The 23,209-nt window shown below is 72.7% G+C and carries 22 protein-coding genes; 5 read left to right on the plus strand and 17 right to left on the minus strand.

The window, feature by feature from the left end; translation table 11 throughout:
• Positions 1–74 precede the first annotated feature (74 nt).
• The 5 genes from rpmA to FB382_RS12795 form a co-directional block, all read right to left on the minus strand.
• Positions 75–329, minus strand: a complete 255-nt coding sequence (rpmA, locus tag FB382_RS12775) for a 50S ribosomal protein L27 (protein WP_125039258.1) — start codon at positions 327–329, stop codon at positions 75–77.
• Between the two features lie 46 nt (positions 330–375).
• Positions 376–684 (minus strand): 50S ribosomal protein L21, encoded by a 309-nt coding sequence (rplU, locus tag FB382_RS12780; RefSeq protein ID WP_125039259.1) that lies wholly within the window; start codon positions 682–684, stop codon positions 376–378.
• Positions 685–967: 283 nt separating this feature from the next.
• Complete coding sequence (locus FB382_RS12785; RefSeq protein WP_182539681.1) at positions 968–4,270, minus strand: Rne/Rng family ribonuclease; 3,303 nt, start codon at positions 4,268–4,270, stop codon at positions 968–970.
• 355 nt (positions 4,271–4,625) lie between these two features.
• Positions 4,626–5,342 (minus strand): TIGR03936 family radical SAM-associated protein, encoded by a 717-nt coding sequence (locus tag FB382_RS12790; RefSeq protein ID WP_182539683.1) that lies wholly within the window; start codon positions 5,340–5,342, stop codon positions 4,626–4,628.
• A gap of 9 nt (positions 5,343–5,351) precedes the next feature.
• Positions 5,352–6,536: a winged helix DNA-binding domain-containing protein gene (locus FB382_RS12795; protein WP_182539686.1), complete on the minus strand. Its 1,185-nt coding sequence runs from the start codon at positions 6,534–6,536 to the stop codon at positions 5,352–5,354.
• Positions 6,537–6,595: 59 nt separating this feature from the next.
• Between FB382_RS12795 and FB382_RS12800 the strand changes: the two genes are divergently transcribed.
• Genes FB382_RS12800 through FB382_RS12810 form a run of 3 tightly spaced genes read left to right on the plus strand, consistent with a single transcriptional unit; the run spans position 6,596 to position 9,694 of the window.
• Positions 6,596–7,537, plus strand: a complete 942-nt coding sequence (locus tag FB382_RS12800; protein ID WP_182539688.1) for an endonuclease/exonuclease/phosphatase family protein — start codon at positions 6,596–6,598, stop codon at positions 7,535–7,537.
• A gap of 29 nt (positions 7,538–7,566) precedes the next feature.
• On the plus strand, positions 7,567–8,454 hold the full coding sequence (locus FB382_RS12805; RefSeq protein ID WP_182539690.1) for an FkbM family methyltransferase: 888 nt from the start codon (positions 7,567–7,569) through the stop codon (positions 8,452–8,454).
• A gap of 13 nt (positions 8,455–8,467) precedes the next feature.
• Positions 8,468–9,694: an MFS transporter gene (locus FB382_RS12810; RefSeq protein WP_343055591.1), complete on the plus strand. Its 1,227-nt coding sequence runs from the start codon at positions 8,468–8,470 to the stop codon at positions 9,692–9,694.
• Here FB382_RS12810 and FB382_RS12815 read toward each other — a convergent pair.
• Together FB382_RS12815 and FB382_RS12820 are read right to left on the minus strand one after the other, a co-directional pair.
• Complete coding sequence (locus tag FB382_RS12815) at positions 9,634–10,095, minus strand: GNAT family N-acetyltransferase (RefSeq protein WP_182539692.1); 462 nt, start codon at positions 10,093–10,095, stop codon at positions 9,634–9,636. The genes FB382_RS12810 and FB382_RS12815 overlap by 61 nt on opposite strands.
• A 1-nt stretch (position 10,096) precedes the next feature.
• A complete protein-coding gene (locus FB382_RS12820) occupies positions 10,097–12,049 on the minus strand; it encodes a TIGR03960 family B12-binding radical SAM protein (RefSeq protein WP_343055592.1) in 1,953 nt (650 codons plus the stop codon).
• Between the two features lie 140 nt (positions 12,050–12,189).
• Here FB382_RS12820 and FB382_RS12825 point away from each other — a divergent pair, with 140 nt between their 5' ends.
• Positions 12,190–12,666 carry a DUF4188 domain-containing protein gene (locus FB382_RS12825; protein ID WP_182539696.1) on the plus strand — a complete coding sequence of 159 codons (477 nt, stop codon included), beginning with the start codon at positions 12,190–12,192 and terminating at the stop codon, positions 12,664–12,666.
• A 14-nt stretch (positions 12,667–12,680) separates the two neighbouring features.
• Here the strand turns inward: FB382_RS12825 and FB382_RS12830 are convergent, their stop codons facing one another.
• The 10 genes from FB382_RS12830 to FB382_RS12875 all read right to left on the minus strand — a co-directional run bounded on the left by FB382_RS12830 (position 12,681) and on the right by FB382_RS12875 (position 21,963).
• Positions 12,681–12,839: a hypothetical protein gene (locus FB382_RS12830; protein WP_182539698.1), complete on the minus strand. Its 159-nt coding sequence runs from the start codon at positions 12,837–12,839 to the stop codon at positions 12,681–12,683.
• A gap of 20 nt (positions 12,840–12,859) precedes the next feature.
• Entirely contained in the window at positions 12,860–13,777 is a 918-nt protein-coding gene (locus FB382_RS12835) for a TIGR03086 family metal-binding protein (protein ID WP_182539700.1), read from the minus strand.
• Positions 13,777–14,754 (minus strand): protein kinase family protein, encoded by a 978-nt coding sequence (locus FB382_RS12840; RefSeq protein ID WP_182539702.1) that lies wholly within the window; start codon positions 14,752–14,754, stop codon positions 13,777–13,779. The genes FB382_RS12835 and FB382_RS12840 overlap by 1 nt, the downstream gene beginning before the upstream one ends.
• Before the next feature lie 75 nt (positions 14,755–14,829).
• Positions 14,830–16,014 (minus strand): rod shape-determining protein RodA, encoded by a 1,185-nt coding sequence (rodA, locus tag FB382_RS12845; protein WP_343055593.1) that lies wholly within the window; start codon positions 16,012–16,014, stop codon positions 14,830–14,832.
• Positions 16,015–16,016: 2 nt separating this feature from the next.
• Positions 16,017–18,140, minus strand: coding sequence for a penicillin-binding protein 2 (gene mrdA, locus FB382_RS12850; protein WP_182539704.1), 2,124 nt, complete (start codon positions 18,138–18,140; stop codon positions 16,017–16,019).
• Positions 18,140–18,649 (minus strand): rod shape-determining protein MreD, encoded by a 510-nt coding sequence (mreD, locus tag FB382_RS12855; protein WP_182539706.1) that lies wholly within the window; start codon positions 18,647–18,649, stop codon positions 18,140–18,142. Before mreD ends, mrdA begins: the two co-directional genes overlap by 1 nt.
• The gene (mreC, locus tag FB382_RS12860) at positions 18,646–19,587 is read right to left on the minus strand and encodes a rod shape-determining protein MreC (RefSeq protein ID WP_182539708.1); all 942 of its coding nucleotides are present in this window, start codon (positions 19,585–19,587) and stop codon (positions 18,646–18,648) included. The genes mreD and mreC overlap by 4 nt, the downstream gene beginning before the upstream one ends.
• Positions 19,587–20,615, minus strand: a complete 1,029-nt coding sequence (locus FB382_RS12865) for a rod shape-determining protein (RefSeq protein ID WP_182539710.1) — start codon at positions 20,613–20,615, stop codon at positions 19,587–19,589. The genes mreC and FB382_RS12865 overlap by 1 nt, the downstream gene beginning before the upstream one ends.
• Before the next feature lie 231 nt (positions 20,616–20,846).
• Positions 20,847–21,269, minus strand: coding sequence for a nucleoside-diphosphate kinase (gene ndk, locus FB382_RS12870; RefSeq protein WP_125039269.1), 423 nt, complete (start codon positions 21,267–21,269; stop codon positions 20,847–20,849).
• 10 nt (positions 21,270–21,279) lie between these two features.
• Positions 21,280–21,963: a pyridoxamine 5'-phosphate oxidase family protein gene (locus FB382_RS12875; RefSeq protein WP_343055594.1), complete on the minus strand. Its 684-nt coding sequence runs from the start codon at positions 21,961–21,963 to the stop codon at positions 21,280–21,282.
• Positions 21,964–22,033: 70 nt separating this feature from the next.
• Between FB382_RS12875 and FB382_RS12880 the strand changes: the two genes are divergently transcribed.
• Complete coding sequence (locus tag FB382_RS12880) at positions 22,034–23,206, plus strand: aminotransferase-like domain-containing protein (RefSeq protein WP_182539714.1); 1,173 nt, start codon at positions 22,034–22,036, stop codon at positions 23,204–23,206.
• Positions 23,207–23,209 lie beyond the last annotated feature (3 nt).

The raw sequence follows: 23,209 nt of genomic DNA on the forward strand, positions 1-23,209 counted from the left end.
AAGGGCGCCCCGAGTCTAGGGACGCCCTTCGAAGTAGCTCGTGACCGAGCCGGGATCAAGCCGGGTGCGTCAGATCACTCGCCCGGAACGATGTTGACCACGCGGCGGCCGCGGCGGGTGCCGAACTGGACCGCACCGGCGATGAGGGCGAACAGCGTGTCGTCGCCGCCACGACCCACGCCGGAGCCCGGGTGGAAGTGCGTGCCGCGCTGGCGCACGATGATCTCGCCGGCGTTGACGGCCTGGCCGCCGTAGCGCTTCACGCCGAGGCGCTGGGAGTTCGAGTCGCGACCGTTCTTGGTGGACGCGGCGCCCTTCTTGTGTGCCATGAGTTCAGTCCTTTGTGCGCTGTGAGCGGTGCCGGGGAGGCAGGGCTCAGAGGGAGATGTCGGTGACCTTGACCTGGGTGTACTTCTGGCGGTGACCCTGGCGCTTCTTGTAGCCGGTCTTGTTCTTGTACTTCTGGATGATGATCTTGGGGCCCTTGGTGGCGCCGAGGACCTCAACGGTCACGGAGGCCTTGTCGAGCGCCTTCGTGTCGGAGGTGATCTTCTCGCCGTCGACGACGAGGACGACCGGGAGCTTCACCGAGTCGCCGACCTTGTCCGTGATCTTGTCGATCTCGATGACGTCGCCCACGGCAACCTTCTGCTGGGTGGCGCCTGCGCGCACGATCGCGTACACCGCGGTCTCCTTCGTCGAACTTCGCTTACGTCATGGTCTGGAGCTGTCCCACACGCGCCAACGACCCTGGGAACGGGGATTGGATCGTGCGTCGCGTGGACTGCCACACAGAGAGGGGCACGCATTGCGCACCGAGGGTCAATAGTACGGATCCGGGTGGCAGACCGCAAAAGCGCGGTCCCCGGGGAGGTCGGAATCACCGGCGAGCCGGGCCTGGAGGCGCACGAACGCCCCGGACCAGCGGTCCGGGGCGTCCCTTGGTGCTGTGGGGGTGCTGCGGGGGTCAGCGCTTGCGCTGGCCCTTCTTCTTGATCGGGACGTGCTCGACGTGATGGGCCTCGGCGTCGTGACCGGGCTCGGTCGACGCGGCACCCGGCTCGACCAGTCCGTCCGGGCTGGGGTGTCCCACGCTGCCGACGCTGCCCGGCGGGGTCGTGGCGCTCACGTCCGGCATCGCCGGCACGGTGCCCCCGGCGCTGGCCGGTGCGCCGACCGGGGGGCCGGCGGGGCGGGTCGCGCTGCGGCCACGGGTGCGGGTCACGACCTTGGGAGCCGCCACCGGAGCAACGGGCGGGGCCGCGGGCGTCTCGACCGCGGCGGCCGGGGCCGCCTCGACCACGACGGGCTGCGGGGCGCTCTGCGTCTCCGGCTGGCCGGCGGGGCGGCTGGCCGCCCGACGGCGCGTCCGGGTGACCACCTGCGGGGCGGCCGGCTCGGCCGGAGCCTCCTCGGCCGGCTTCTCGACGGGCTTCTCCACGGGCTTCTCAGCCGCGGGCTGGGCCGGCGTCTCGACGGGGGTCTCGCTGGGGGTCTCGCTGGGGGTCTCGGCCACCGGAGCGGCCTCGACCTCGGGCATCTGCTCGGCCGGCGCCTCGGCGTGCTCGTGCTCGGTGTGGTCGTGCTCGTGCTTGGCGTGCGCGGCGATGTCCTTGGGCGACGGGGTGCCGCCCTTGGCCTGCTGACCGCCCTGCTGGCCGCCACGACCACCCTGGCCACCCTGGTTGCCCTGGTTGCCCTGGTTGCCGTTCTGGCCGCCCTGCTCGTTCTCGCCCTCGCCCCGACCACGACCGCCGCGCGTGCGGCGACCGCCGCGACGCGACTCGTCCTCGGGCTTGCGGGGCTCGACCGGGGCGTCGTGGATGACCACGCCGCGGCCCTGGCAGTGCTCGCAGTTCTCGGAGAACGACTCGACCAGGCCGGTGCCGATCCGCTTGCGCGTCATCTGGACCAGGCCCAGCGAGGTCACCTCGGCGACCTGGTGGCGGGTCCGGTCACGACCCAGGCACTCGACCAGGCGGCGCAGCACGAGGTCGCGGTTGGACTCCAGGACCATGTCGATGAAGTCGATGACGATGATGCCGCCGATGTCGCGCAACCGGAGCTGGCGGACCATCTCCTCGGCCGCCTCGAGGTTGTTCTTGGTGACGGTCTCCTCGAGGTTGCCGCCCGATCCGGTGAACTTGCCGGTGTTGACGTCGACGACCGTCATCGCCTCGGTGCGGTCGATGATCAGCGAGCCACCCGAGGGCAGCCAGACCTTGCGGTCCAGGCCCTTGGCGATCTGCTCGTCGACGCGGTAGGTCGCGAAGATGTCCTTGCCGTTGGGCGACTCGAAGCGCTCGAGCCGCTCCTCGAGGTCCGGCGCGACGTGGTGGACGTAGTTCTGGACCGTGTCCCAGGCGTCGTCGCCCTCGATCACGAGCTTGGTGAAGTCCTCGGTGAACAGGTCGCGCACGACCTTCAGGGTGAGGTCCGGCTCGCCGTACAGCAGCTGCGGGGCGCTGCCCTTGACCTTGCCCTCGATGTCCTCCCAGCGGGCCTTGAGCCGCTCGACGTCGCGGGTCAGCTCGTCCTCGCTGGCGCCCTCGGCCGCGGTCCGGACGATCACGCCGGCGGTGTCCGGCACGATCTCCTTGAGCAGCGCCTTGAGGCGGTTGCGCTCGGTGTCGGGCAGCTTGCGGGAGATGCCGCTGGTCGTGCCGTCGGGCACGTAGACCAGGAAGCGGCCGGCCAGGCTGATCTGGCTGGTCAGGCGGGCGCCCTTGTGGCCGATCGGGTCCTTGGTGACCTGCACGAGCACCGTCTGGCCCGAGGTGAGCACCGACTCGATCTTGCGCGGCTGGCCCTCGCGGTGGCCGAGCGCGGACCAGTTGACCTCGCCGGCGTACAGGACCGCGTTGCGGCCCTTGCCGATGTCGATGAAGGCGGCCTCCATCGAGGGCAGGACGTTCTGGACCCGGCCGAGGTAGACGTTGCCGATCAGCGAGGTCTGCGACTCGCGGGCGACGTAGTGCTCCACGAGGACCTTGTCCTCGAGGACCCCGATCTGGGTGAGCTCGTCGCGCTGGCGGATGACCATGACCCGGTCGACCGACTCGCGGCGGGCCAGGAACTCGGCCTCGCTCACGATCGGGGCGCGGCGGCGACCGGCCTCGCGGCCGTCGCGGCGACGCTGCTTCTTGGCCTCGAGGCGCGTGGAACCGGAGATCGCGGTGATCTCGTCCTCGGCCGAGCGCGGCCGGCGGACGCGGGTGACGGTGTTCTCCGGGTCGTCCCCAGGCTCGCCCCCGTCGTCACCGGAGCGACGGCGGCGGCGACGACGGCGCGAGGTGCCCTCGCCGCCCTCGTCCGCGTCCTGCTCGGCGTCGGACTCGGGGCCGTTGCTGTTGGCGTTGCCGTCCTGCTTGGCCTGGCGGGACTGACCGCCCTGGCCGCCCTGGTTGGACTGGCCGCCCTGGCTGTCGGACTGGCCGTGGTCGTCGTTGCCGCCCGACTCGCCGTCCCCGGACTTGCGGCGGCGCCGGCCTCCGCGGCGACGCCGGCGGCGACCGCCACCGCCCTCGCCGTCGGACTCGTCCGAGTCGTCCGAGTCGTCGGCCTGGCTGTCGGTCTGGCCCTCGGCCTCGTCCGGCTCGGGCTGCGGCTCGTCGGTGGTCTCGTCCTCGTCCTCGACCGGGGCGGGCTCGGCGACCTTCTTGGGCGTGCGGGTGCGGGTGCGGGTGGTGGTCTTGACCGTGGGCTTGGCCGACTCCTCGGCCGACTCCTGGGCCGGCTCGGGCGCGGGCGCCGCGGTCGGCTCCTCGGCGGGTGCTGTGGCCTCGGGCTTGGGCTGCGCCGCCTTGCGGGTACGGCGGGCCGGGGCCTTGGCCGCGTCGGGTGCCTGGAAGAGCACGGCGGCGACCGGGGCGGCGGCCGTGGCCTCCGACTCGGCGACCGGCGCGGGCGCCTCGACGGGCGTCTCGGCGGGCACCTCGGCGGCCTTCTTCGTGCTCGCCTTCTTGGCGGTGGTCTTCTTCGCGGCGGCCTTCTTGGCCGTCTTCTTCGCCGGGGCGGCCGCGGCGGGCTCGCCCTCGGGGGCCGGCACCTCGAGCGGCAGCTCCTCGGCGGAGGCGGCGACCTTCTTCGCGGCCGTCTTGCGCGGGGTGGTGGTCTTCTTCGCGGCGGTCTTCTTGGCCGCCGTCTTCTTCGCGGCCGCCTTCTTGGCCGGCGCGGTGCCCTCGCTGCCCTCGCTGGAGGCCTCGACCGCGTCAGCGGCGGGGATCTCGGGAGCGGGGGTCTGGTTTCCGACAGGATTTTCGTCGGGCATGTGGTGCTCCTCGACCCGTGCACCTCAGGTGTCCGGGTGTGTCAGACGCCGCGGAACCCGTGCACACGGGGTGCACGCGGGGTCACGACGCAAAGCCTTCGGTGGCGGCGACACCCTCCGCGGTGTGCGTCACTGGAAGACTCTTCGTCGCCTGCCGCGGTCGCTGGGCTGCAGTCACGTGACTGTGCGGGTCGCTGTCACCGACTCGCCCGGCCGCGTCGCGGTCTGGCGACGACGTACCTCCACTGTGCCGTCCTCCGGGGAGGAGCGGCGAGAACGTCGTCGGGCCGACTCGTGACGGGGTACCGCCGGTCGTCGACCACGGCGAGTATCGCACACGGACCGGGGAAGGCCCCTATGTCGAGATGTGCAGCGGGTCGCCGACCGTGCCGGTCTCCACGTCGAGGGGCCCCTGGGCGAGCCGGGTGAGCAGCGGGGCCGGGCCGGCCTCGAAGCCCGTGGTCGAGGCGAGGCCGGACAGGACGTCGTCGGGACGTACGGCGGGCGTGGCGTGGCGCAGCACCAGGTCGAGGCGGGCTCCGGCGGGCGACTCGACGGCCGCGAGCGACACCACCGCGGCGCGGCAGTCGAACTCGCGCAGGCCCTTCTTGGTCATCCGGGTCACCGGGACCGCGTCGGTGGCGAGGAAGCCGGCGACGGCCTCCTGTGCCGCCTCGAGCGAGCCGGCGACGTCGATGACCCACCGGCTGGCCTCGAGCAGCTCGGCGAACGGACCACCCGGGGACACGACGACCTCGACCACGTCGAGGCCGTCGGGGAGCGCCTCCTCGAGGGCGGCGTGGATCGTGGCGGGGTCGACGACCTCGGCGAGGCCGATCTCGAGGTACTCCGCCTCGCTGGCCGACCCGGTCGGGGCGGCGCCGGCGTAGGAGATGCGCGGGTGCGGGTTGAAGCCCGACGAGTAGGCCATCGGGACCCGGGCCCGGAAGATCGCCCGCTCGAAGGCCCGGCTGAAGTCGCGGTGGCTCGTGAAGCGGAGCCGACCGCGCTTGGCGTAGCGGATCCGGAGTCGCTGGACCGGGGGGGCTTGCTGTTCGGGCTGCTCACGCACGGGCCAAGGTTAGAGCGCCGCCACGGCGGCCTTCATCGCCGGGGACGGGTAGACGGTGCTGACGCGGGTGCCGCCCAGCCAGGTCGTGAGCCGGGAGGCCTCGGCGTCGAGCGCGGCGCGCCCCTCGGCGGGCACGTCCTCCAGCAGGTGGAGCACGACCACCCCCTCGGCGTCCTGCACCCAGCAGCCCACGACGCGGCCGTCCCACCAGACGGTGGTGCCGGCGTTGCCGTTGGAGTCGAACAGGGCCGCCCCGTGGGGTCCGAGGAAGAAGTCGCGGGCCTTCCAGCCCATCACCGTGGGGTCCAGCACCGGCAGCAGCGCGGCCCAGGGCGCGACCTCCGGCACCACGTCCACGTCGTCGGGCAGCACCCAGCCCGTCTCGCCGCTCTCCAGCCCGACCTCGACCGCACCGACCGAGGCGAACGCATGCCGGACGGCCCCGGCGGTGCCGCCCAGCCACCACTGGACGTCGGCGGCCGTGCCGGGGCCGAACGTCGCCAGCCAGCGGCCGACCAGCTCCGCGAAGCCCTCGTCGCTCTTGAGCGGCGCGGGCGACTCCCCCAGCCACCGGTCCATCAGCGTCCACTGCGGCCGCGAGGTCCGCCAGTGACCGCCGTTGCGCCCGCGCACGATGCGCGCCTCGACCGCCAGCTGGGTGAGCACCCGGGGCGCGATCGGGAAGCTGCCGCCGTAGGACTTGCCGGGAGACATCACCACGCGGCCGTCGAGCTCGGGCACCTCCTCACGCAGGGTCTGGGCGGACAGCTCGGCGCCGTCGGCCAGCCGCGCCAGCGTGGCCGCGCACGCCGCGTCGAGCCAGGCGGCCCCGTCGGCGGACAGCCCGCCCTGCTCGACCTCCTTGGCGAGCCGGGCCCGCAGCTGGGTGGCGACCCGGGCCGAGGCGCTCCCCCAGGCGGCGGGCAGCAGGTCGCGCGGGAAGACGAAGAGCGTGCGGCGCATCGCGAGCTGCTTGACCAGCGACCGGTCGGCGTAGAGGGCGGCGTCGACGTCGGCCACCTCGAGGCCGTCGACCCGCGCGAGCAGCGAGAGGTAAACCGTGGCGGGCTCGGTCGCGTGCAGCACCGTCATCGCCCGGGTCGCCTCGACCGGGTCGGGCAGCCGGTGGCCCGGCGCGATGCCGTGTCGCTGGGCGAGACGGGCACGCCGCTCGGCGTCGGGGACCAACCGCATGCCGCCTATCCTGCACGGGCGAGCCGACAACCCCGGGAACCGAGCGAGACAGGAGACCGATGAACCGCTGGATCCACGGGCTGTTCGCCCTCCTCGCCCTCATGACCCTGGGTGGGCTGGTGGCCTTCTGGCCCGCCCCCGCGCGGCCGCCCGATCCGGCTCCGGTCCCCTCCAGCCCGGTGCTTCCCACGTCGCCGCCGGCCGCCCACCCGACGCCACCCACGACTCCGGAGCCGAGCACCTGCCCGACCCCCGGGCCCGCGGTCCGGCTCTCGGTGCTGACCTTCAACATCCACGGAGGCCTCGGCCACGGCCGCCTCGACCTCGGCCAGATCGCCCGGGCGATCTCGGCCTCGCGGGCCGACGTCGTGCTGCTCCAGGAGGTCGACCGCGACCGGGTCCGCACCGGCGTGGTCCAGCAGGCCGAGTCGCTGGGCCGCACGCTCGGCTTCCACACGGCGTACGGCGCCAACAAGCTCCGCCGGCCGGCACTGCCCGGGCTCCCTCCCGCGGCGATCGGCAACGCGATCCTGTCCCGCTACCCGATCAGCGACGTCACCAACACCCACCTGCCCAACCGGATGGGCATGGAGCTGCGCGGCCTGCTGCACGCCCGGATCGACGTACGCGGGCGCAGCGTGTCGGTCTACAACACCCACCTGCAGCACACGTCGGGGTCGATGCGCCGCGAGCAGGCGCACGCGATCCGCGCGGTGATCGACCGGGACGCTGGGCCCTTCATCCTGGGCGGCGACCTCAACGCCGAGCCCGACTCGCACGCCGTGGCGATCCTCGAGCGGGGCGGGCTGGCCGACACCTGGGCGGAGGTGGGCGAGGGCCCCGGCCTGACGGTCCCGGCGTCCGTCCCGCACCGCCGGATCGACTTCCTCCTCCACGACGAGGCCGTCCGGCCGCTCGCCGCGGCCGTGCTGCGCTCGGGCATCTCCGACCACCGCGAGGTCTGGGGCGCCTTCGAGGTGCCGGCCGCTCCTCCCTGCTGAGGCTTCCCCCGAACGTTAGGGTCGCAGCCGTGACCAGTGCACGACGCAGGATCCTCGGTCCCCTGCTGGCGCGAGCCGGCGTCGACGTGACCCGTCTGGAGGACGGCGCCTACGTCGTCCAGCGGCGCCACCGCCCACTCGCGGTCCAGCGCATCGGCCCACCGCGGCTGCGGACGCACGTCGTCGCGGACCGCCGGACGGTCCGCAAGCAGATGAACGGCTACCAGAACCAGCTCGGCGCCCACCTCGGCGAGGAGCACCTCTCGTGGGTCTTCCGGGAGCTCGGCATCAACGTCGTCCTCGACGTCGGCGCCAACGAGGGCCAGTTCGCCACCCGGCTGCGGCGCGCGGGCTACCGCGGGCGGATCGTCTCCTACGAGCCCGTCAGGCACCTCGTCGGCCTGCTGCGCGAGCACGCGGCGGCCGACCCCGAGTGGCTGGTCGAGGACTGCGCGCTCGGCGACGTCGACGGCACCGCGGAGATCAACGTGACACCCGGCAAGCTCAGCTCGCTCCTGCCGGCCAGCGACTTCGGCAAGGCCTGGTCGGACAAGCTCCGCGAGTCCCACACCGAGACCATCCGGATCCGCCGGCTCGACCAGGTCCTCGACGACGCGGTCGCGGGGGTCGCGGCACCCCGGGTCTTCCTCAAGATGGACACCCAGGGCTACGACCTGGCCACCGTCCGCGGCGCCGGCGACCGGCTCGGCGAGGTGCTGGGGCTCCAGTCGGAGGTGAGCTGCGTCCCGATCTACGACGGCATGCCGCGGATGACCGAGCAGCTCGACACCTACGAGGCGGCCGGATTCGCGATCTCGGCGATGTTCCCGGTCAGCCGGCACCGGCCGACCCTGCGGGTCATCGAGTTCGACGTCGTCATGGTCCGCCCGGACGCGGTGACCCGGGACCACGGCTGAGAGGATCGGGCGGGTGAGCACCCGTCGTACGTCCCTGGTCATCCTCGGCGGACTCGTCCTGCTGTCGCTCAACCTGCGGCCCGCCGCCGTCAGCGTCGGGCCGGTGCTCGCGGAGGTCAGGTCCGCGCTCGGGATGTCGCCCGTCGCCGCAGGCCTGCTGACCTCGCTGCCAGTGCTGGCCTTCGCGTTCTTCGGCGCGCTCGCGCCGACCGCGGCCCGACGGGTGGGCGTGCACCGGGTGACGCTGCTGGCGCTGGTCGCGGCCGTCGTCGGGCTGGCCGGCCGGGCGGTGACCAGCAGCGAGGCGCTCTTCCTCGCGCTGTCGATGCTCGCGCTCGGCGGCATGGCGATGGCCAACGTGCTGCTCCCGTCGCTGGTGAAGCTGCACTTCCCCGACGCCGTCGGGCGGGTGACGGCGATCTACACGACCGCCCTCGCCGTCGGCCTGACCACGTCCCTGCTGCTCACCGTCCCCGTCTCGCACGCGGGCGGCAGCTGGCGCTGGGGACTCGGCATCTGGGCCGGCCTCGCCCTGCTCGCCGCACTCCCCTGGGTCGGCCTGGTGGCGCACGACCGGGCGCTGGACCAGGCACCGCGCAGCATCGGCTGGGCCGACGTGGCCCGCACCCGGCTGGGCTGGGCGATGGCGCTGTTCTTCGGGCTCCAGTCGATGCAGGCGTACGCCGTGTTCGGCTGGTTCGCCCAGCTGTGGCGCGACCACGGCTACACCGCCGGGCAGGCCGGCGCGCTGGTCGGGCTGCTCGCCGCCGTGTCGATCCCGCTGTCGCTGTGGGCGCCCGCGGCGGTGGCGCGGCGCACCGACCAGGCGCGGATCCTGCTCGCGATCATGCTCTGCTACCCCGTCGGCTACGTGGGCCTGATGATCGCCCCGCACGCGTTCGCGATCCCCGGCGCCCTGCTGGTCGGCATCGGGGCCGTGACGTTCCCGATCGTCCTGGTGCTGATCGGGCTCCGCGCGCGCACCCCGGAGGGCACTGCGGCCCTGTCGAGCTTCACCCAGTCCACGGGCTACCTGCTGGCCGCGCTGGGGCCGTTCGGCGTCGGCACGCTGTACGACGCCACCGGTGGCTGGACCGCGCCCCTGCTGATGCTGACCGCGCTGATGGTGCCGCAGATCGCCGCGGGCCTCTACGTGGCGCGGCCGGCCGCGATCGAGGATCAGCTGCCGGGCAGCCGCACCATCAGCGACGTGGCCGGCTCGAAGCCGCCGCGCAGGTAGAACGGCACCGACCGCGGGCTCGGGCTGAGCACGACGCGCACGAAACCCTGCTCGTCGGCGTACGCCGTGAGCGCGTCGAGCATGCGACCGCCCAGGCCACCGTTGCGGTGCTCGGGCAGGACGTAGCAGTTGGCGAGGTAGCCCCACTGGTTGGGTGCGGACTCGCCGGGACGCGGCATGCGGGTGAAGACCAGCAGGTTGACCATCGCGACGGCCTCGCCGTCGGCGTACCCCAGCCACGTGACGCGCTGGTCCTGCTCCCGCTCCAGCCACTCCTCGAAGCGGTCGGTGAAGCCGTCGTCCTCGACCGGGTGGCCGGCGTTCTCCTCGGTCCAGGCCCGGCGCAGGGCGGCGACGTCGTGCCGCTGCTCCCAGCCGGCGACCCGGATCGCCTCGGCCACGTCAGACGACGCTGAGCGGCAGCAGCTGCCGACCCGTGGGCCCGATCTGGATGTCGGTGTCCATGGTCGGGCAGACGCCGCAGTCGTAGCAGGGCGTCCAGCGGCAGTCCTCGACCTCGACGTCGGAGGACGGGTCGATGGCGTCCTCCCAGTCGGCCCACAGCCAGTCCTTGTCGAGGCCGGAGTCGAGGTGGTCCCACGGGAGGACCTCGTCGTACTCGCGCTCGCGGGTGGTGTACCAGGCCAGGTCGACGCCGGTGCCCTCGAGCGCGGTGGCGGCCGAGTCGGCCCAGCGGTCGTAGGAGAAGTGCTCGCTCCAGCCGTCGAAGCGGCCGCCGTCGCGCCACACCTGCTCGATGACGGCACCGACCCGGCGGTCGCCGCGGGAGAGCAGTCCCTCGATGGTGCCGGGCTTGCCGTCGTGGTAGCGGAAGCCGATGGCGCGGCCGTACTTCTTGTCGTCGCGGACCGTGTCGCGCAGCTTCTTGAGCCGGTCGTCGGTGGTCTCGTGGTCGAGCTGCGCGGCCCACTGGAAGGGCGTGTGCGGCTTGGGCACGAAGCCGCCGATGGAGACGGTGCAGCGGATGTCGTTGCGGCCGGCGACCTCGCGGCCCTTCTGGATCACCTTGCGGGCCAGATCGGCGATCTGGAGGACGTCCTCGTCGGTCTCGGTGGGGAGGCCGACCATGAAGTAGAGCTTCACCTGCCGCCAGCCGTGGGAGTAGGCCGTCGCCACGGTGCGGATCAGGTCCTCCTCGGTGACCATCTTGTTGATCACCTTGCGCATCCGCTCCGAGCCACCCTCGGGGGCGAACGTCAGGCCGGACCGGCGGCCGTTGCGGGAGAACTCGTTGGCCAGCGAGATGTTGAACGCGTCGACGCGGGTCGACGGCAGCGAGAGCGAGACGTTGCTGCCCTCGTAGCGGTCGGCCAGGCCCTTGGCGACCTCGGCGATCTCGGTGTGGTCGGCGCTGGAGAGCGAGAGCAGTCCGACCTCCTCGAAGCCGGACTTGCGGATGCCGTTCTCGACCATGTTGCCGATGGTCTCGATCGAGCGCTCGCGGACCGGGCGGGTGATCATGCCGGCCTGGCAGAAGCGGCAGCCGCGGGTGCAGCCGCGGAAGATCTCCACCGAGAAGCGCTCGTGCACGGTCTCGGCGAGCGGCACGAGGGGCTTGGCCGGGTAGGGCCAGGCGTCGAGGTCCATCAGCGTGTGCTTGCGGACCCGGAAGGGGATACCGGGCCGGTTGGGCACGACGGCCTCGATCGAGCCGTCCTCGGCGTACGCGACGTCGTAGAACTTCGGGACGTAGATGTTGCCGGTGACCGCGAGGCGGCGCAGCAGCTCGTCGCGGCCACCGTGGCGACCCTCGGCCTTCCACTCGCGGACGACCTCGGAGATCGCGAGCACGACCTCCTCGCCGTCACCGAGCACGGCGGCGTCGAGGAAGTCGGCGATCGGCTCGGGGTTGAACGCCGCGTGGCCGCCGGCCAGCACGATCGGGTCCTCGTCGCCACGGTCGACCGCGTGCATCGGGATGCCGGCCAGGTCGAGAGCATTGAGCATGTTGGTGTAGCCGAGCTCGGTGGAGAAGCTCAGGCCGAACACGTCGAAGTCGCGCACCGGGCGGTGGGCGTCGACGGTGAACTGCGGGATCGGGCCCTGCTCGTCGCCCTCGCGCATGACCTTCTCCATGTCGGGCCACACCGAGTAGGTGCGCTCGGCCACGATCCAGTCGCGCTCGTTGAGGACCTCGTAGAGGATCTGGACGCCCTGGTTGGGCAGGCCGACCTCGTAGGCGTCGGGGTACATCAGCGCCCACCGGACGGTCTCGCCCTCCGGCGCGCAGTCCCAGTCCTTGACGGTGGAGTTCAGCTCGCCACCGACGTACTGGATCGGCTTCGAGACCGACGGGAGTCGGGGCTCGAGACGGGCGAACACGCTCACGGACACAGCAAAGACCTCACAACAGATGGGGGAACGACCAAGGGTACGACGCCGCTCGTGCGGCGGGCGAACTCCGAGGCACCGCCGGGCGTCGGGGTCCGTTCGGGCCATTGCCGTCCCGCCCCCGGCGGTCCCAGAATCCCGGCATGGCACAGGTGAACCAGGGCCGCTGGGCGGCCGGCATCGAGGGCGACTTCGTGGTGTTCCTCATCGGGGCGAGGCTGGACCTGCGACACCCGATCCGTAGCCTGCGCGACCTGGGCGGGATGCGCGGCATGCCGTACATGCTCAAGTTCCTCACCGAGCACCCCGAGAAGGGGCTCCTCGGCTACGAGACCTACGGGCTGACCATGAACGTGCAGTACTGGCGGTCCTTCGAGGACCTCGAGCGGTTCGCCCGCAGCGAGGAGGACCCGCACCGGCCGGCTTGGCGCAACTACTGGCGGCGCGTCGGCACCGACCCCCGCTCGGGGATCTGGCACGAGACATTCCTGGTCCGGGCCGGCGAGTACGAGGCGGTCTACGGCAACATGCCGCGACACGGGCTCGCCAAGGCCGGGGCGCTGGTGTCGTTGAAGGCCGACTCCAGCGCGCGCGGCCGGCTCAAGCGGCTGACGCGCTGACCCCTGTGAGCCGGTCAGTCCGGGTCGGACGCGAGCTCGGCGTACGCCTTCTTGGCGATCTCGAGCTCGGCGTTGGCGTGGACGATCATCTCCTCCAGGCCCTCGACACCGAAGCGGTAGGCGATGCTCTGGACGGCTTCGAGGATGGCCGGGTCAATGGTGTGCTCGGTCATGGCTCCATCCAATCAGAAGCTCAGCCCTTGACGTAGGACAGCTTCTCGGCGACGAGACCGTCCCGCAGCCGCATCAGGTCGGTGCCGCGGACGTGGCCCGGGGCGCCCGACTCGTCGGTCCAGTCGAAGCGCCAGCGCAGCACGGCGCGGTCGCCGGCGACGAACGACTCCTCCTCGGTGAAGGCGGCGTTGGGCGTCTGGCCGAACAGCTCGACCCACACCGCGCGCACCGCGTCGGCACCCTCGTGGCGGGTGCCGTCGGGGGCGGGACCCGTGGCCTCGAAGACGACGTCGTCGGTCATCAGCGCCATGATCGCGTCCACGTCACCGCGGCCGAACGCCGCCGAGAAGCGCGCCAGGGCGGCGTGGTTGGGACCCCACTCGGCGTCCCGGCCGCACCCGGCGAGCAGGGCGCTCTGGGCGGTGCCGTGCTCGGCGGCCCGGGGGCCGACCGCGCCGGCGGCCCGGTAGAGCTCCTCGCGCCCCTCGAACCAGACCGCGACCTCGTGGACGAGCGCCGGGTCGAGCCGGACGTCTCCCCCGGTCGCCGCCGCTAGGTCCCAGCCGTGGACGAGGTGGTCGGCGGCGAGCTGGTGGACGTACTCCTCGGCCTGCTCCTCGCCGTAGGAGAGGTGGACGGTGCCGCCCTTGGGCAGCCACTCGGCGACGGAACGGGTCGCCTCGGACGCCGCCTCCAGCGAGCTGCGGATCGGGTCGGCCCCGAGCAGGTCCCCGTCGAGGCGGTCCCCGACCTCCTCGATGGTCTGGCCGCTCATCAGCGGCACGGTCCACAGGTCCTCGCCGCAGACGTGGTTGACCAGGTCGCGGACCGTCCACTCCCGGCAGGGCGTGGGGTCGTCCCACTGGTCCGGTCGGACCGCGTTGACCCGGTCCGCCCACGCCTCGACGGTGCGGTGGTACAGCGTGTTGAGGTCCATCAGGGTGCCTCCCTCTCCAGCGTCGTGCGTGCCTGGCGGACCCACCAGTCGAGGTCCGCCTCCTCCTGCCGGCGGATCGCCGGATCCGGGTGCTCGGTGGCGTCCAGCGCCTTGTTCCAGCCCAGCCACAGCAGGCCGGAGAGCAGCGCGAGCCGCATCGACCGCTCGTCGTACGCCGTTCCGGCGGCGCGGCGGTAGGCCTCGATCATCTCCTCGCGGCTCGGCTCCACGACCGAGGCGCAGCCGGCCAGGAACCGGGCGACGTCGATCGCGCCGGGTCCCCGGGCGGGCATCGCCCAGTCGAGCAGCACCAGCCGCTCGCCCTCGCGGGCCATGTTCACGGTGGCGGCGTCGCCGTGACACAGCGTGACCGGACCGAGGCTCAGCGCGTCGGCCACCGGGGTGATGTCCTCGAGGAGCGCGAACACCGGGCCCGCGACGTCGGCGGGCACCCGGTCGGCGAACATCTCCCAGCCGCGGCGGGCCAGCACCATCAGCTCGATCCCGGCGTCGGCTCCGGCGGCCACCCGGTGAGGGGCGAAGATGTCGAGGAGGTGGTCGAGCGGCGCCAGGCCGGTGGGCGGGTCGTCGAGGTAGGCGCGATGCAGCTCGGCCAGCCGCTCCATCACCCAGAAGGCCCGGGGCCGGTCGAGCCGGTCCTGCCAGGTCAGGACGGCGTCGCCCAGGTCGCGCATCACGATGTAGGTCGTCTCGCCCTCGAGCCACGCGTCGACCACGGCGTGGCCGACCCCGGGCGGCAGCCGGTCGAGCAGGCCGGTGGACCACACGACGTACTCGAGAGCGGGGCCGCCCCCGGCGAGGTCGAGGGTGAGGTCTTCGTCCGGCACCACCCGCTTGACCACGAGGGCGCGGCCGTCCGCGAGCCGGACCCTCTCCAGGCCCGCCCCCGACTTGCCCTCGTGGCCCGAGACCACGCTGCGTTCGACCGCGTCGCGCAGCAGCTCCGATGGCGCCACGGGTCCACGGTCGCACCGGTGGCCACTCCCGCACCATGGCCCGGACGGGCCGTCCCCCGAGCGGCTCAGGGCGGGTCAGCGGGAGGTGAGCACCCGGACCGGCATGACGTAGCGGGTCGGGACGGAGGCGGTCGAGCGCAGGTGGATGTTCTGGAGCAGGCCGATCGCGAGCATGCCCGCGAACATCGAGCTGCCGCCGTAGGACACGAAGGGCAGGGGTACGCCGGTGACGGGCATGATGCCCAGGCACATCCCGATGTTCTGGAAGGCCTGGAAGCCGAACCAGCAGGCGATGCCGGCGGCCGCGATCCGGCCGAACGGGTCGTCGGTGTGGGCGGCGATCGCGAGCGCACGCCAGATCACGACCGCGAGGAGCGCGATCAGGACGCCCGCCCCGATCAGGCCGAGCTCCTCGCCGGCGACGGTGAAGATGAAGTCGGTGTGCTGCTCGGGCACGAAGCCGGAGCGGGTCTGCGAGCCGTGGAAGAGCCCCTGCCCGAAGAGCCCGCCGTTGCCGACCGCGATCCGGGCCTGCTCGACGTTGTAGCCGGCTCCGCGCGGGTCGAGGTCGGGGTTGGTGAAGGCCATGAAGCGGTCGACCTGGTACTGCTTGAGGAAGCCCGCGGCCACGGCCGCGACCGCGGCGGTGACGCCGCCGCCGGCGAGGAGCAGCAGCCAGCGGCGCGGGGCGCCGGAGGTGGCGAGGACGCCGAAGACGGTCGCGGACAGCACCAGCATCGTGCCGAGGTCGGGCTGCAGCATGATCAGCGACGCAGGGACCCCGGCGATCGCGAGCATCCCGAGCACCTCGACCGTCCCGATCTGGGTGCGGCGACGACCCTCGGCACGCTCGGCGACGAGCAGGCCCATGCCGATCACCACGGCGAGCTTGGCGAACTCCGAGGGCTGGATCGACATCCCGCCCAGCTGGAGCCACGAGCGCGAGCCGTTGATGGTCACGCCCATCGTCAGCACCAGCGCGAGCCCGGCGATCGAGCAGAGGTAGACCAGCGGCGCCAGGATCCGCACCCAGCGGTGGTCGGTGGCCATCACCAGCACGAGCAGCACCAGGCCGATGGCGACGTTGACCAGCTGCTTGCGGAGGTACGCCGTGGGGTCACCCATCGTGAGGTCCTCGCGGTGCGAGGTGGCCGACCAGACGAGCAGCGAGCCCAGCGTGACGAGCGCGAGCACGGCCGTCATCAGGATCCAGTCGAGGCCTGGGGCCCGCAGGAGCGGGCGCGGGGTGGTGGGGGGCACGGCTATTCCTTCCTCGCCGGCGGCAGGATCGAGCCGTCCTTCATGAACGTGGGCAGCCCGGCGGGCGGGGTGGTGCCGGGGATCGCGGCGTTCCTCGGGTTCACGTCCATGCCGTCGATGCCGTAGAGCGTCTCCCAGATCTTGCGCACCGCCGGGCCGGAGGTGCCCGAGCCGGTGCCGGCCTGGCTGACCATCATCACGACCACGTAGTCCTTGTCGTAGGTCGCCACCCAAGAGGTCGACTGCTTGCCATAGACCTCGGCGGAGCCGGTCTTGCCCCGGATCGGGACCCGGTCGAGCGGGAAGTCGATGAACTTCCAGGCGAGCGTGCCGACCTTCGGCGTGCCCTGCAGCGCGGTGTCGACGTACGACAGCGCAGCCTTGCTGGACTTCACGTGGCCCATCACCGCGGGCGGGAAACGCTTGAGGACGGTGCCGTCGGAGCTGACGATCGCCTTCGCGACGCGCGGCTCGAAGAGCGTGCCGCCGTTGGAGAGCGAGGCGTAGGCGCGGGCCAGCTGGAGCGGCGTGACGATGGTGTCGCCCTGGCCGATCGCGTAGTTGACCGAGTCGCCGGCGCGGTAGTAGCTGCCCTCGAGGCAGAACTCGTGAGCGAAGAGCTTGAGGAAGGCCGAGGGCGCGTTGCCCTTCTCATCCATCCCGCAGTAGTAGCCCTTCATGGCCTTCCAGTAGGCCAGCTTCCAGTGCCGGTCGGCGATCCGGCCACTGGCCTCGCCCGGGAGGTCGACACCGGTCGGCTTGCCGAACCCGAACTTCTTCGCCTGCTCGACCAGGGGGTCGTAGGCGTCGACGTCGGTCGGGTCCGAGCCGTACTTCTGCCAGAAGTGGAAGCCGACGCGGTAGAAGAACGTGTCGCAGGAGAGCTGGAGCGCCTGGGCGAAGGTGATGTAGCCGTAGGACTCCGACTCGTAGTTCTTGAAGAGCCGGTTGCCGACCTGGAAGTTCGACGAGCAGTTGAGCTTGGTGTCCGGGCTGAACCCGTGGTCGAGCGCGCCGACGGTCATCAGCGGCTTCCACGTCGAGCCGGGCGCGAACTGGCCCTGCGTCGCCCGCGCCAGCAGCGGGGTGCCGGCCTTCTCGGAGTAGAGGCGGGCGAGCTGCTTCTTGGTGATGCCGCCGACCCACACCGACGGGTCGTACGTCGGCTGGCTGGCCATCGCGACGATCCGACCGGTCCTGGCCTCCATCACCACGACGGCGCCGGAGTCGGCCTTGTAGTTCATGTGCGTGACCGGGTCGTAGGTCTGGCGCGCCAGCGCGATCGTGTCGGCGAGCTGCTTCTCCACGACGCCCTGGACCTTGGCGTCGATCGAGGTGACGAGCGTGTCGCCGGGCTGGCCCATGACCTCGCTGTCGTCGCCGAGCACGCGGCCCATCGAGTCGACGGCGACCTGCTTGTAGCCGGGCATCCCGCGCAGCCAGCGGTCGTACTCCTTCTCCACGCCGGCGCGGCCCACGGACGAGGCGCCGTTGACCGACTTGTCGCCGTCGGCGCGCGCCTTGTCGTACTCCTCCTCGGTGATCGGGCTGAGGTAGCCAAGCACGTGGGCGAGGTTGACGCCGTAGGGGCGCGGGTAGGCGCGGACGCTCTGCTGCTCGGCGAGCACCGAGGGGTAGTCCTCGGGCTGCTCGAGGATCCGCAGCGCGACGGCCTGGCGCACGTCGGTGGCGACCGGCACCGGCTGGTAGGGCGAGCCGTTCCAGCACAGGCCGATCACGGCGTCCGGGTCGCCGCAGGTGACGAGCCGCTTGGTCACCCGGCCGGGGGCCATGTCGACCGCGTCGGCGACCCGGGCCACGAGGCGGGTGCGCTGGCTGTCGGTCATCTTGCCGAGCATCGTCCGGTCGATGGAGACGACCCAGGAGGTGCGGTTGGCGACCAGCGGGCGACCCATGTCGTCGACGATCAGGCCGCGCTGGGGCTGCTGGACGATCTCGCGGACCGACTGCGAGGCGGCCTGGGCCTGGTAGTCGTCGCCCGTGACGACCTGGAGGTAGTAGAGCCGGGCGAAGAGGGTCGCGAACAGCGAGAAGACGAGCGCCTGGATGACGATCAGGCGCAGGCGGGACTTCCTGCTCCCCGCGGAGGCCGAGTGTGGCGTCATCAGGTGGTCCGGGCCGGCTCGAGCCGGTGGAACATCGCCATCACCAGGGGCAGCACGAACGGCGTCAGCAGCACGTCCCAGAGCACGGCCACCAGGATGACCCGCAGCAGGTCGGGGATGCCGACGATGCCGTCGGAGAGCACGATGCCGCTCAGCGCGAAGATCGACGTACCGACGAAGCTGGAGGCGGCGACGGTGGCCACGACAGCGGCGGCGGTGGGCTTGACGTCCTGGCGCATCCGGCCGGCGACGTACCCGACGACGACCAGCGCGAGCGCCCAACGGCCCGCGACGTGGTCGGCGGGCGGGGCGAGGTCGAGCACGAGCCCGGCCACGAAGCCGAGGACGGCGGCGAACTGCGGGCCGCGGGTGAGCGCGGCGCCGACGACGACCAGCAGGCAGAGGTTGGGGACGATGCCGTCCCAGGCGAGGTGCGGGAAGACCGACACCTGCAGGACCAGGGCGACCGCGACGGCGGCCACGGCGGCGAGGCCACGGATCGGGCTCACTGGAGGCTCCCGTCTGCCTCGATGACGGCCCGGTCGCTGGCGGTGCCGGAGGGCACGACCACGCCGACCACGTCGAGGGCGCCGAAGTCGACGTACGGCTCGATGACCGCACGCTGAGAGGTGTCACGCAGGCTGCTGTAGACCGAGACGACGCGGCCGACCGGCACGCCGGAGACGTACGGCGCTCCCCCGTCGGACCCCCACGTCACGACCGAGTCGTGGTCGGCGGGGACCTCGGACTCGTCGACGAGGTCGAGGTCGAGGCGGCCGGCGTCGCCCAGGACGCCCCGCCCGTGCAGGAAGCCGACCTCCATCGACTCACCGACCCGCCCGCCGACGACCGACTCGGTGTCGATGATGAGCAGCACGGTGGCGGTGGTGCTGGTGACCCGGAGGACCCGGCCGACGAGGCCGTCGTTGTTGACCACCGTCATGTCGGGGTGGATCCCGGAGGAGGAGCCGGCGTCGATGGTGACGGTGTGGGAGAAGGACTGGGCGGCGCCGAGCCCGACGACGCGGGCCGGGACGAGCGCGTAGCCGAGGTTCTCGGCGGCCGAGGTGAGGCCCTCGAACTCCTCGAGCCGGTTGCGGTCGTAGTCCTGGGTGGCGACCTCGGACTTCAGCCGGGAGTTCTCGGCCGTGAGCTCGGCGATGTCGTCGCGGAGCGCGCCCTTGGTGCGGAACCACGCCGGGACGGCCGTGAACGGGCGGATCACCGTGGCGGTGCCCGTCTCGATCGGACCGAACACCTCGCCCACGGCACGGCGGGCCGGCTCCATCGGGGAGTCCGCGCCGCCGTGGTAGTCGAGGGTGATCAGGGTCAGGCAGCCGAGCAGCAGCGCGACCATGAGCGAGCGGGAGGGGCGGTTGCGCTCCTCCTGGCGGTCCATCGAGGTCCAGCGCTGCTCGCGCGGGCTCCCGGGCTTGCCGAGACCCATCAGTACCGCCGCGGGTCGGTGACGAGCACCTGCTGGAGCGCCTCGAACTCCTCGACGCACTTGCCGGCACCGTGCGCGACCGAGGTGAGCGGGTCCTCGGCGACGTGGACCGGCATGCCGGTCTCGTGGCGCAGCCGCTCGTCGAGGCCGCGGAGCAGGGCGCCGCCGCCGGTCAGCACGATGCCGCGGTCCATGATGTCGCCGGCCAGCTCGGGCGGGGTCTGGTCGAGGGTCGCGCGGACCGCGTCGACGATGGCGTGCAGCGGCTCCTCGAGGGCCTGGCGGACCTCGGAGCTGGAGACGACCACAGTGCGGGGCAGGCCGGAGACCATGTCGCGGCCGCGGATCTCGGCCTCGGGCTCGTCGGGCAGCGGGAACGCCGAGCCGAGGGTCATCTTGACCTCCTCGGCGGTGCGCTCGCCGAGCATGAGGGAGTACTCCTTCTTCATCCACGCGACGATCGCGGCGTCGAGGTCGTCGCCGGCGGTGCGGATGGAGAGGGACGTGACGATGCCGCCGAGGGAGATGACGGCGACCTCCGTCGTACCGCCGCCGACGTCGACGACCATGTTGCCGGTGGCCTGGTGCACGGGCAGCCCGGCGCCGATGGCGGCCGCCATGGGCTCCTCGATGATGTAGACCCGGCGGGCGCCGGCCTGGTAGCCGGCCTCCTTGACCGCGCGCTGCTCGACGGCCGTGATGCCGCTCGGCACGCAGATGACCATGCGGGGCTTGGCGAAGTAGCGGCGCCGGTGCACCTGCTGGATGAAGAACCGCAGCATCTGCTCGGTCGCCTCGAAGTCGGCGATCACGCCGTCCTTGAGGGGACGGATCGCGGTGATGTTGTCGGGCGTCCGCCCGATCATCCGCTTGGCCTCGTGGCCGACGGCGAGGATCTCGCCGGTCGTGGCGTTCAGCGCGACGACGCTCGGCTCGTCGAGGAGGACGCCCTTGCCGCGCACGTAGACGAGCGTGTTGGCGGTGCCGAGGTCCACGGCCATGTCGCGGCCGATGAAGCTGTTCGCCATGTGTCGTCCCTGGAGAAGTGGTGCTGATGGGGAGGGTGTGACACAAGGCTAAGGAGCGGGGACGGCGCTCCCCGGCAGGACACGCGGCGAGGCGTGCGGGTTTGCCCGGACCGGTCGCGTCACATCAGTCCCTCGCGCACCACTCCCCGGGCACTGTTGGACGTTCTGGAGGGTTGCAACCCTCCAGAACGTCCGGGATCACCGGTCAACCGGCGATCCCGCCCGGCAGCGTCAGCCGAGCTCGGGGAACCAGATCTTGATCTCGCGCTCGGCCGACTCGGGGGCGTCGGAGCCGTGGACGAGGTTCTGCTGGACGGCCAGGCCCCAGTCGCGGCCGAGGTCGCCGCGGATCGTGCCGGGCGCGGCGACGGTCGGGTCGGTCGCGCCGGCGAGGGAGCGGAAGCCCTCGATGCAGCGCTCGCCCTCGACCACCATGGCGACGACGGGGCCGGAGAGCATGAACTCCACGAGCGGGCCGTAGAACGGCTTGCCCTCGTGCTCGGCGTAGTGCTCGGCGAGCAGCTCGGGGGTGGCCTCGCGCAGCTCGAGGCGGGCCAGGGTGTAGCCCTTGGCCTCGATGCGGCGGACGATCTCGCCGGTGAGGCCGCGGCGTACGCCGTCGGGCTTGACGAGGACGAGGGAGCGCTGGGTCATGCCCGGCAGCCTACAAAGCGCGCGCCCGGGCGACGACGTCGGGCGGGACCGGCCCTCCCGACGTCACGGCGTCCGCGTCGGGCACCGGGTCCCCGGCGACCAGGCGCAGCGGCACGTGCCCGCCCCAGACGCCGGCCTCGACGTCGTCGGGCTCGTCGACCGGACCGCCGCCGCGGATCTTGAGCGAGGCCTCCTCCAGCGGCACGGCGATGACCGCCGTGGCGGCCAGCTCCTTGCGCGTGTGGGCACGGAGCGTGGCCGAGCGGCCGGGGATCATGTGGTCCACGATCAGGCCGAGCGCGCGCTCCTTCTCCGCAGCCTCGTCGACGACCCGGGCGGTGCCGATCACGACCGCGGAGCGGTAGTTCATCGAGTGGTGGAAGGCCGACCGGCCGGCGACGAGCCCGTCGAGCAGGGTCACGGTGACGCAGACGGTGGCGTCGGCGGCGCCGCGCACCCAGCCGGCCGCGACCGAGCCGTGGACGTAGAGCGTCCCGCCGGCGTCGGGCCCCGACGGGTCGACGGCGTAGGCCGACGGCAGCACGAGCGGGTGGCCGCCGGGCGTCGCCAGGCCGAGGTGCGCAACGAGTCCCTCAGCCAGCACGGCGAGCAGGGCGTCGCGGTCCAGGACCGCGCGGCTGCGGCCGCGGGTGACGGTGGTGCGGGGCGTGGGCGAGAGCTGGGTGGTGGTCACGGGACTATCCTCGACGCGGAGTGGCCTGTCGTCACGGGCCATTTCGCGACCATCTGGACAGGACACTCACATGCCCACTCCCCTGCCCGTCCGCCTCGACCGGGCCCTGCCCACGCCGCTCGGCGTCCAGCTCTCCGGCCAGGTCCGCGACCTGGTCGTCGCCGGCACGCTGGCGCGGGGCGACCGGCTGCCGAGCAGCCGGGCCCTGGCCGCCGACCTCGGCGTCTCCCGGGCCGTCGCGGAGCAGGCCTACGAGCAGCTGCTGGCCGAGGGGTGGCTCGAGACGCGCCACGGCGCCGGCACGTTCGTGGCTCCGCACGCGAGCGTCAGCGGCGCAGCGCGGTCGGCCCCGGAGCGCCGTACGACGCCCTCCGCACCTCCCCGGCTGGTCAGCCTCGACGCCGGCACCCCGTGGATCGACCCGCGGCACGAGGCCGGGTGGCGGCGGGCCTGGCGCGAGGTGTCGACGGCCCGGCCGCCCCGCGGCTACGACGACCCGCGCAGGATCCCTGAGCTCCGCGCCGCCCTGGCCGACCACCTCGCACGCACCCGCGGGCTCGCGGTCGACCCCGACGAGGTCGTGGTCACCGCGGGCACCACCGACGGCCTGCGCCAGGTGCTCTCCGTCCTGCCGCCCGGGCCGGTGGCTATGGAGGACCCCGGCTACCGCGCCGCCGTGGAGACGGTGCGTGCCTCGGGACGCGTGGTGCACGACCTGCCCGCGACCGCCACGGTCACCGACCTCGGCGGGCGGGTCGCGGCCTACGTCACCCCGGCCCACCAGCACCCGCTCGGCCGGGTGATGCCCGCGGCCGACCGGCTGACCCTCCTCGCCTCGGCGCGGGCGGCCGACGCGCTGGTGCTGGAGGACGACTACGACTCGGAGTTCCGCTACGACGTCGCCCCGGTGCCGGCGCTGGCGACCCTCGACCGGGAGCGCGTGGCCTACCTCGGCACGGCGTCCAAGTCGGTCGCCCCCAGCCTCCGCCTCGGCTGGCTGGTGCCGACGCCCGCGCTCCTCGAACCGGTCAACGCCCGTCGGGCGGTCACCCACGAGGCCGCCGCGTGGCCGGTGCAGCGGGCGTTCCTCACCCTGCTGCGCGACGGCTACGTCGACAAGGTGGTGCGCACGGCCCGGCGCGTCTACGCCGACCGGGCGCCCCGGGTCGCGGCCGCGCTCTCGCCGTACGCCGAGCTGGACGCAGCCCTCACCGCGCTCGTCCGCGGCCTCGACCGTTCCTGACGG

Source organism: Nocardioides ginsengisegetis (assembly GCF_014138045.1).
Lineage (GTDB): Bacteria > Actinomycetota > Actinomycetes > Propionibacteriales > Nocardioidaceae > Nocardioides > Nocardioides ginsengisegetis.

Excerpts from the sequence above, each read along its gene's own strand:
- rpmA (WP_125039258.1), bottom strand. The coding sequence starts at position 329 with ATGGCACACAAGAAGGGCGCCGCGTCCACCAAGAACGGTCGCGACTCG.
- FB382_RS12785 (WP_182539681.1), bottom strand. The coding sequence starts at position 4,270 with ATGCCCGACGAAAATCCTGTCGGAAACCAGACCCCCGCTCCCGAGATC.
- FB382_RS12795 (WP_182539686.1), bottom strand. The coding sequence starts at position 6,536 with ATGCGGTTGGTCCCCGACGCCGAGCGGCGTGCCCGTCTCGCCCAGCGA.
- FB382_RS12800 (WP_182539688.1), top strand. The coding sequence starts at position 6,596 with ATGAACCGCTGGATCCACGGGCTGTTCGCCCTCCTCGCCCTCATGACC.
- FB382_RS12825 (WP_182539696.1), top strand. The coding sequence starts at position 12,190 with ATGGCACAGGTGAACCAGGGCCGCTGGGCGGCCGGCATCGAGGGCGAC.
- FB382_RS12830 (WP_182539698.1), bottom strand. The coding sequence starts at position 12,839 with ATGACCGAGCACACCATTGACCCGGCCATCCTCGAAGCCGTCCAGAGC.
- FB382_RS12835 (WP_182539700.1), bottom strand. The coding sequence starts at position 13,777 with ATGGACCTCAACACGCTGTACCACCGCACCGTCGAGGCGTGGGCGGAC.
- mrdA (WP_182539704.1), bottom strand. The coding sequence starts at position 18,140 with ATGACGCCACACTCGGCCTCCGCGGGGAGCAGGAAGTCCCGCCTGCGC.
- mreC (WP_182539708.1), bottom strand. The coding sequence starts at position 19,587 with ATGGGTCTCGGCAAGCCCGGGAGCCCGCGCGAGCAGCGCTGGACCTCG.
- FB382_RS12865 (WP_182539710.1), bottom strand. The coding sequence starts at position 20,615 with ATGGCGAACAGCTTCATCGGCCGCGACATGGCCGTGGACCTCGGCACC.
- ndk (WP_125039269.1), bottom strand. The coding sequence starts at position 21,269 with ATGACCCAGCGCTCCCTCGTCCTCGTCAAGCCCGACGGCGTACGCCGC.
- FB382_RS12880 (WP_182539714.1), top strand. The coding sequence starts at position 22,034 with ATGCCCACTCCCCTGCCCGTCCGCCTCGACCGGGCCCTGCCCACGCCG.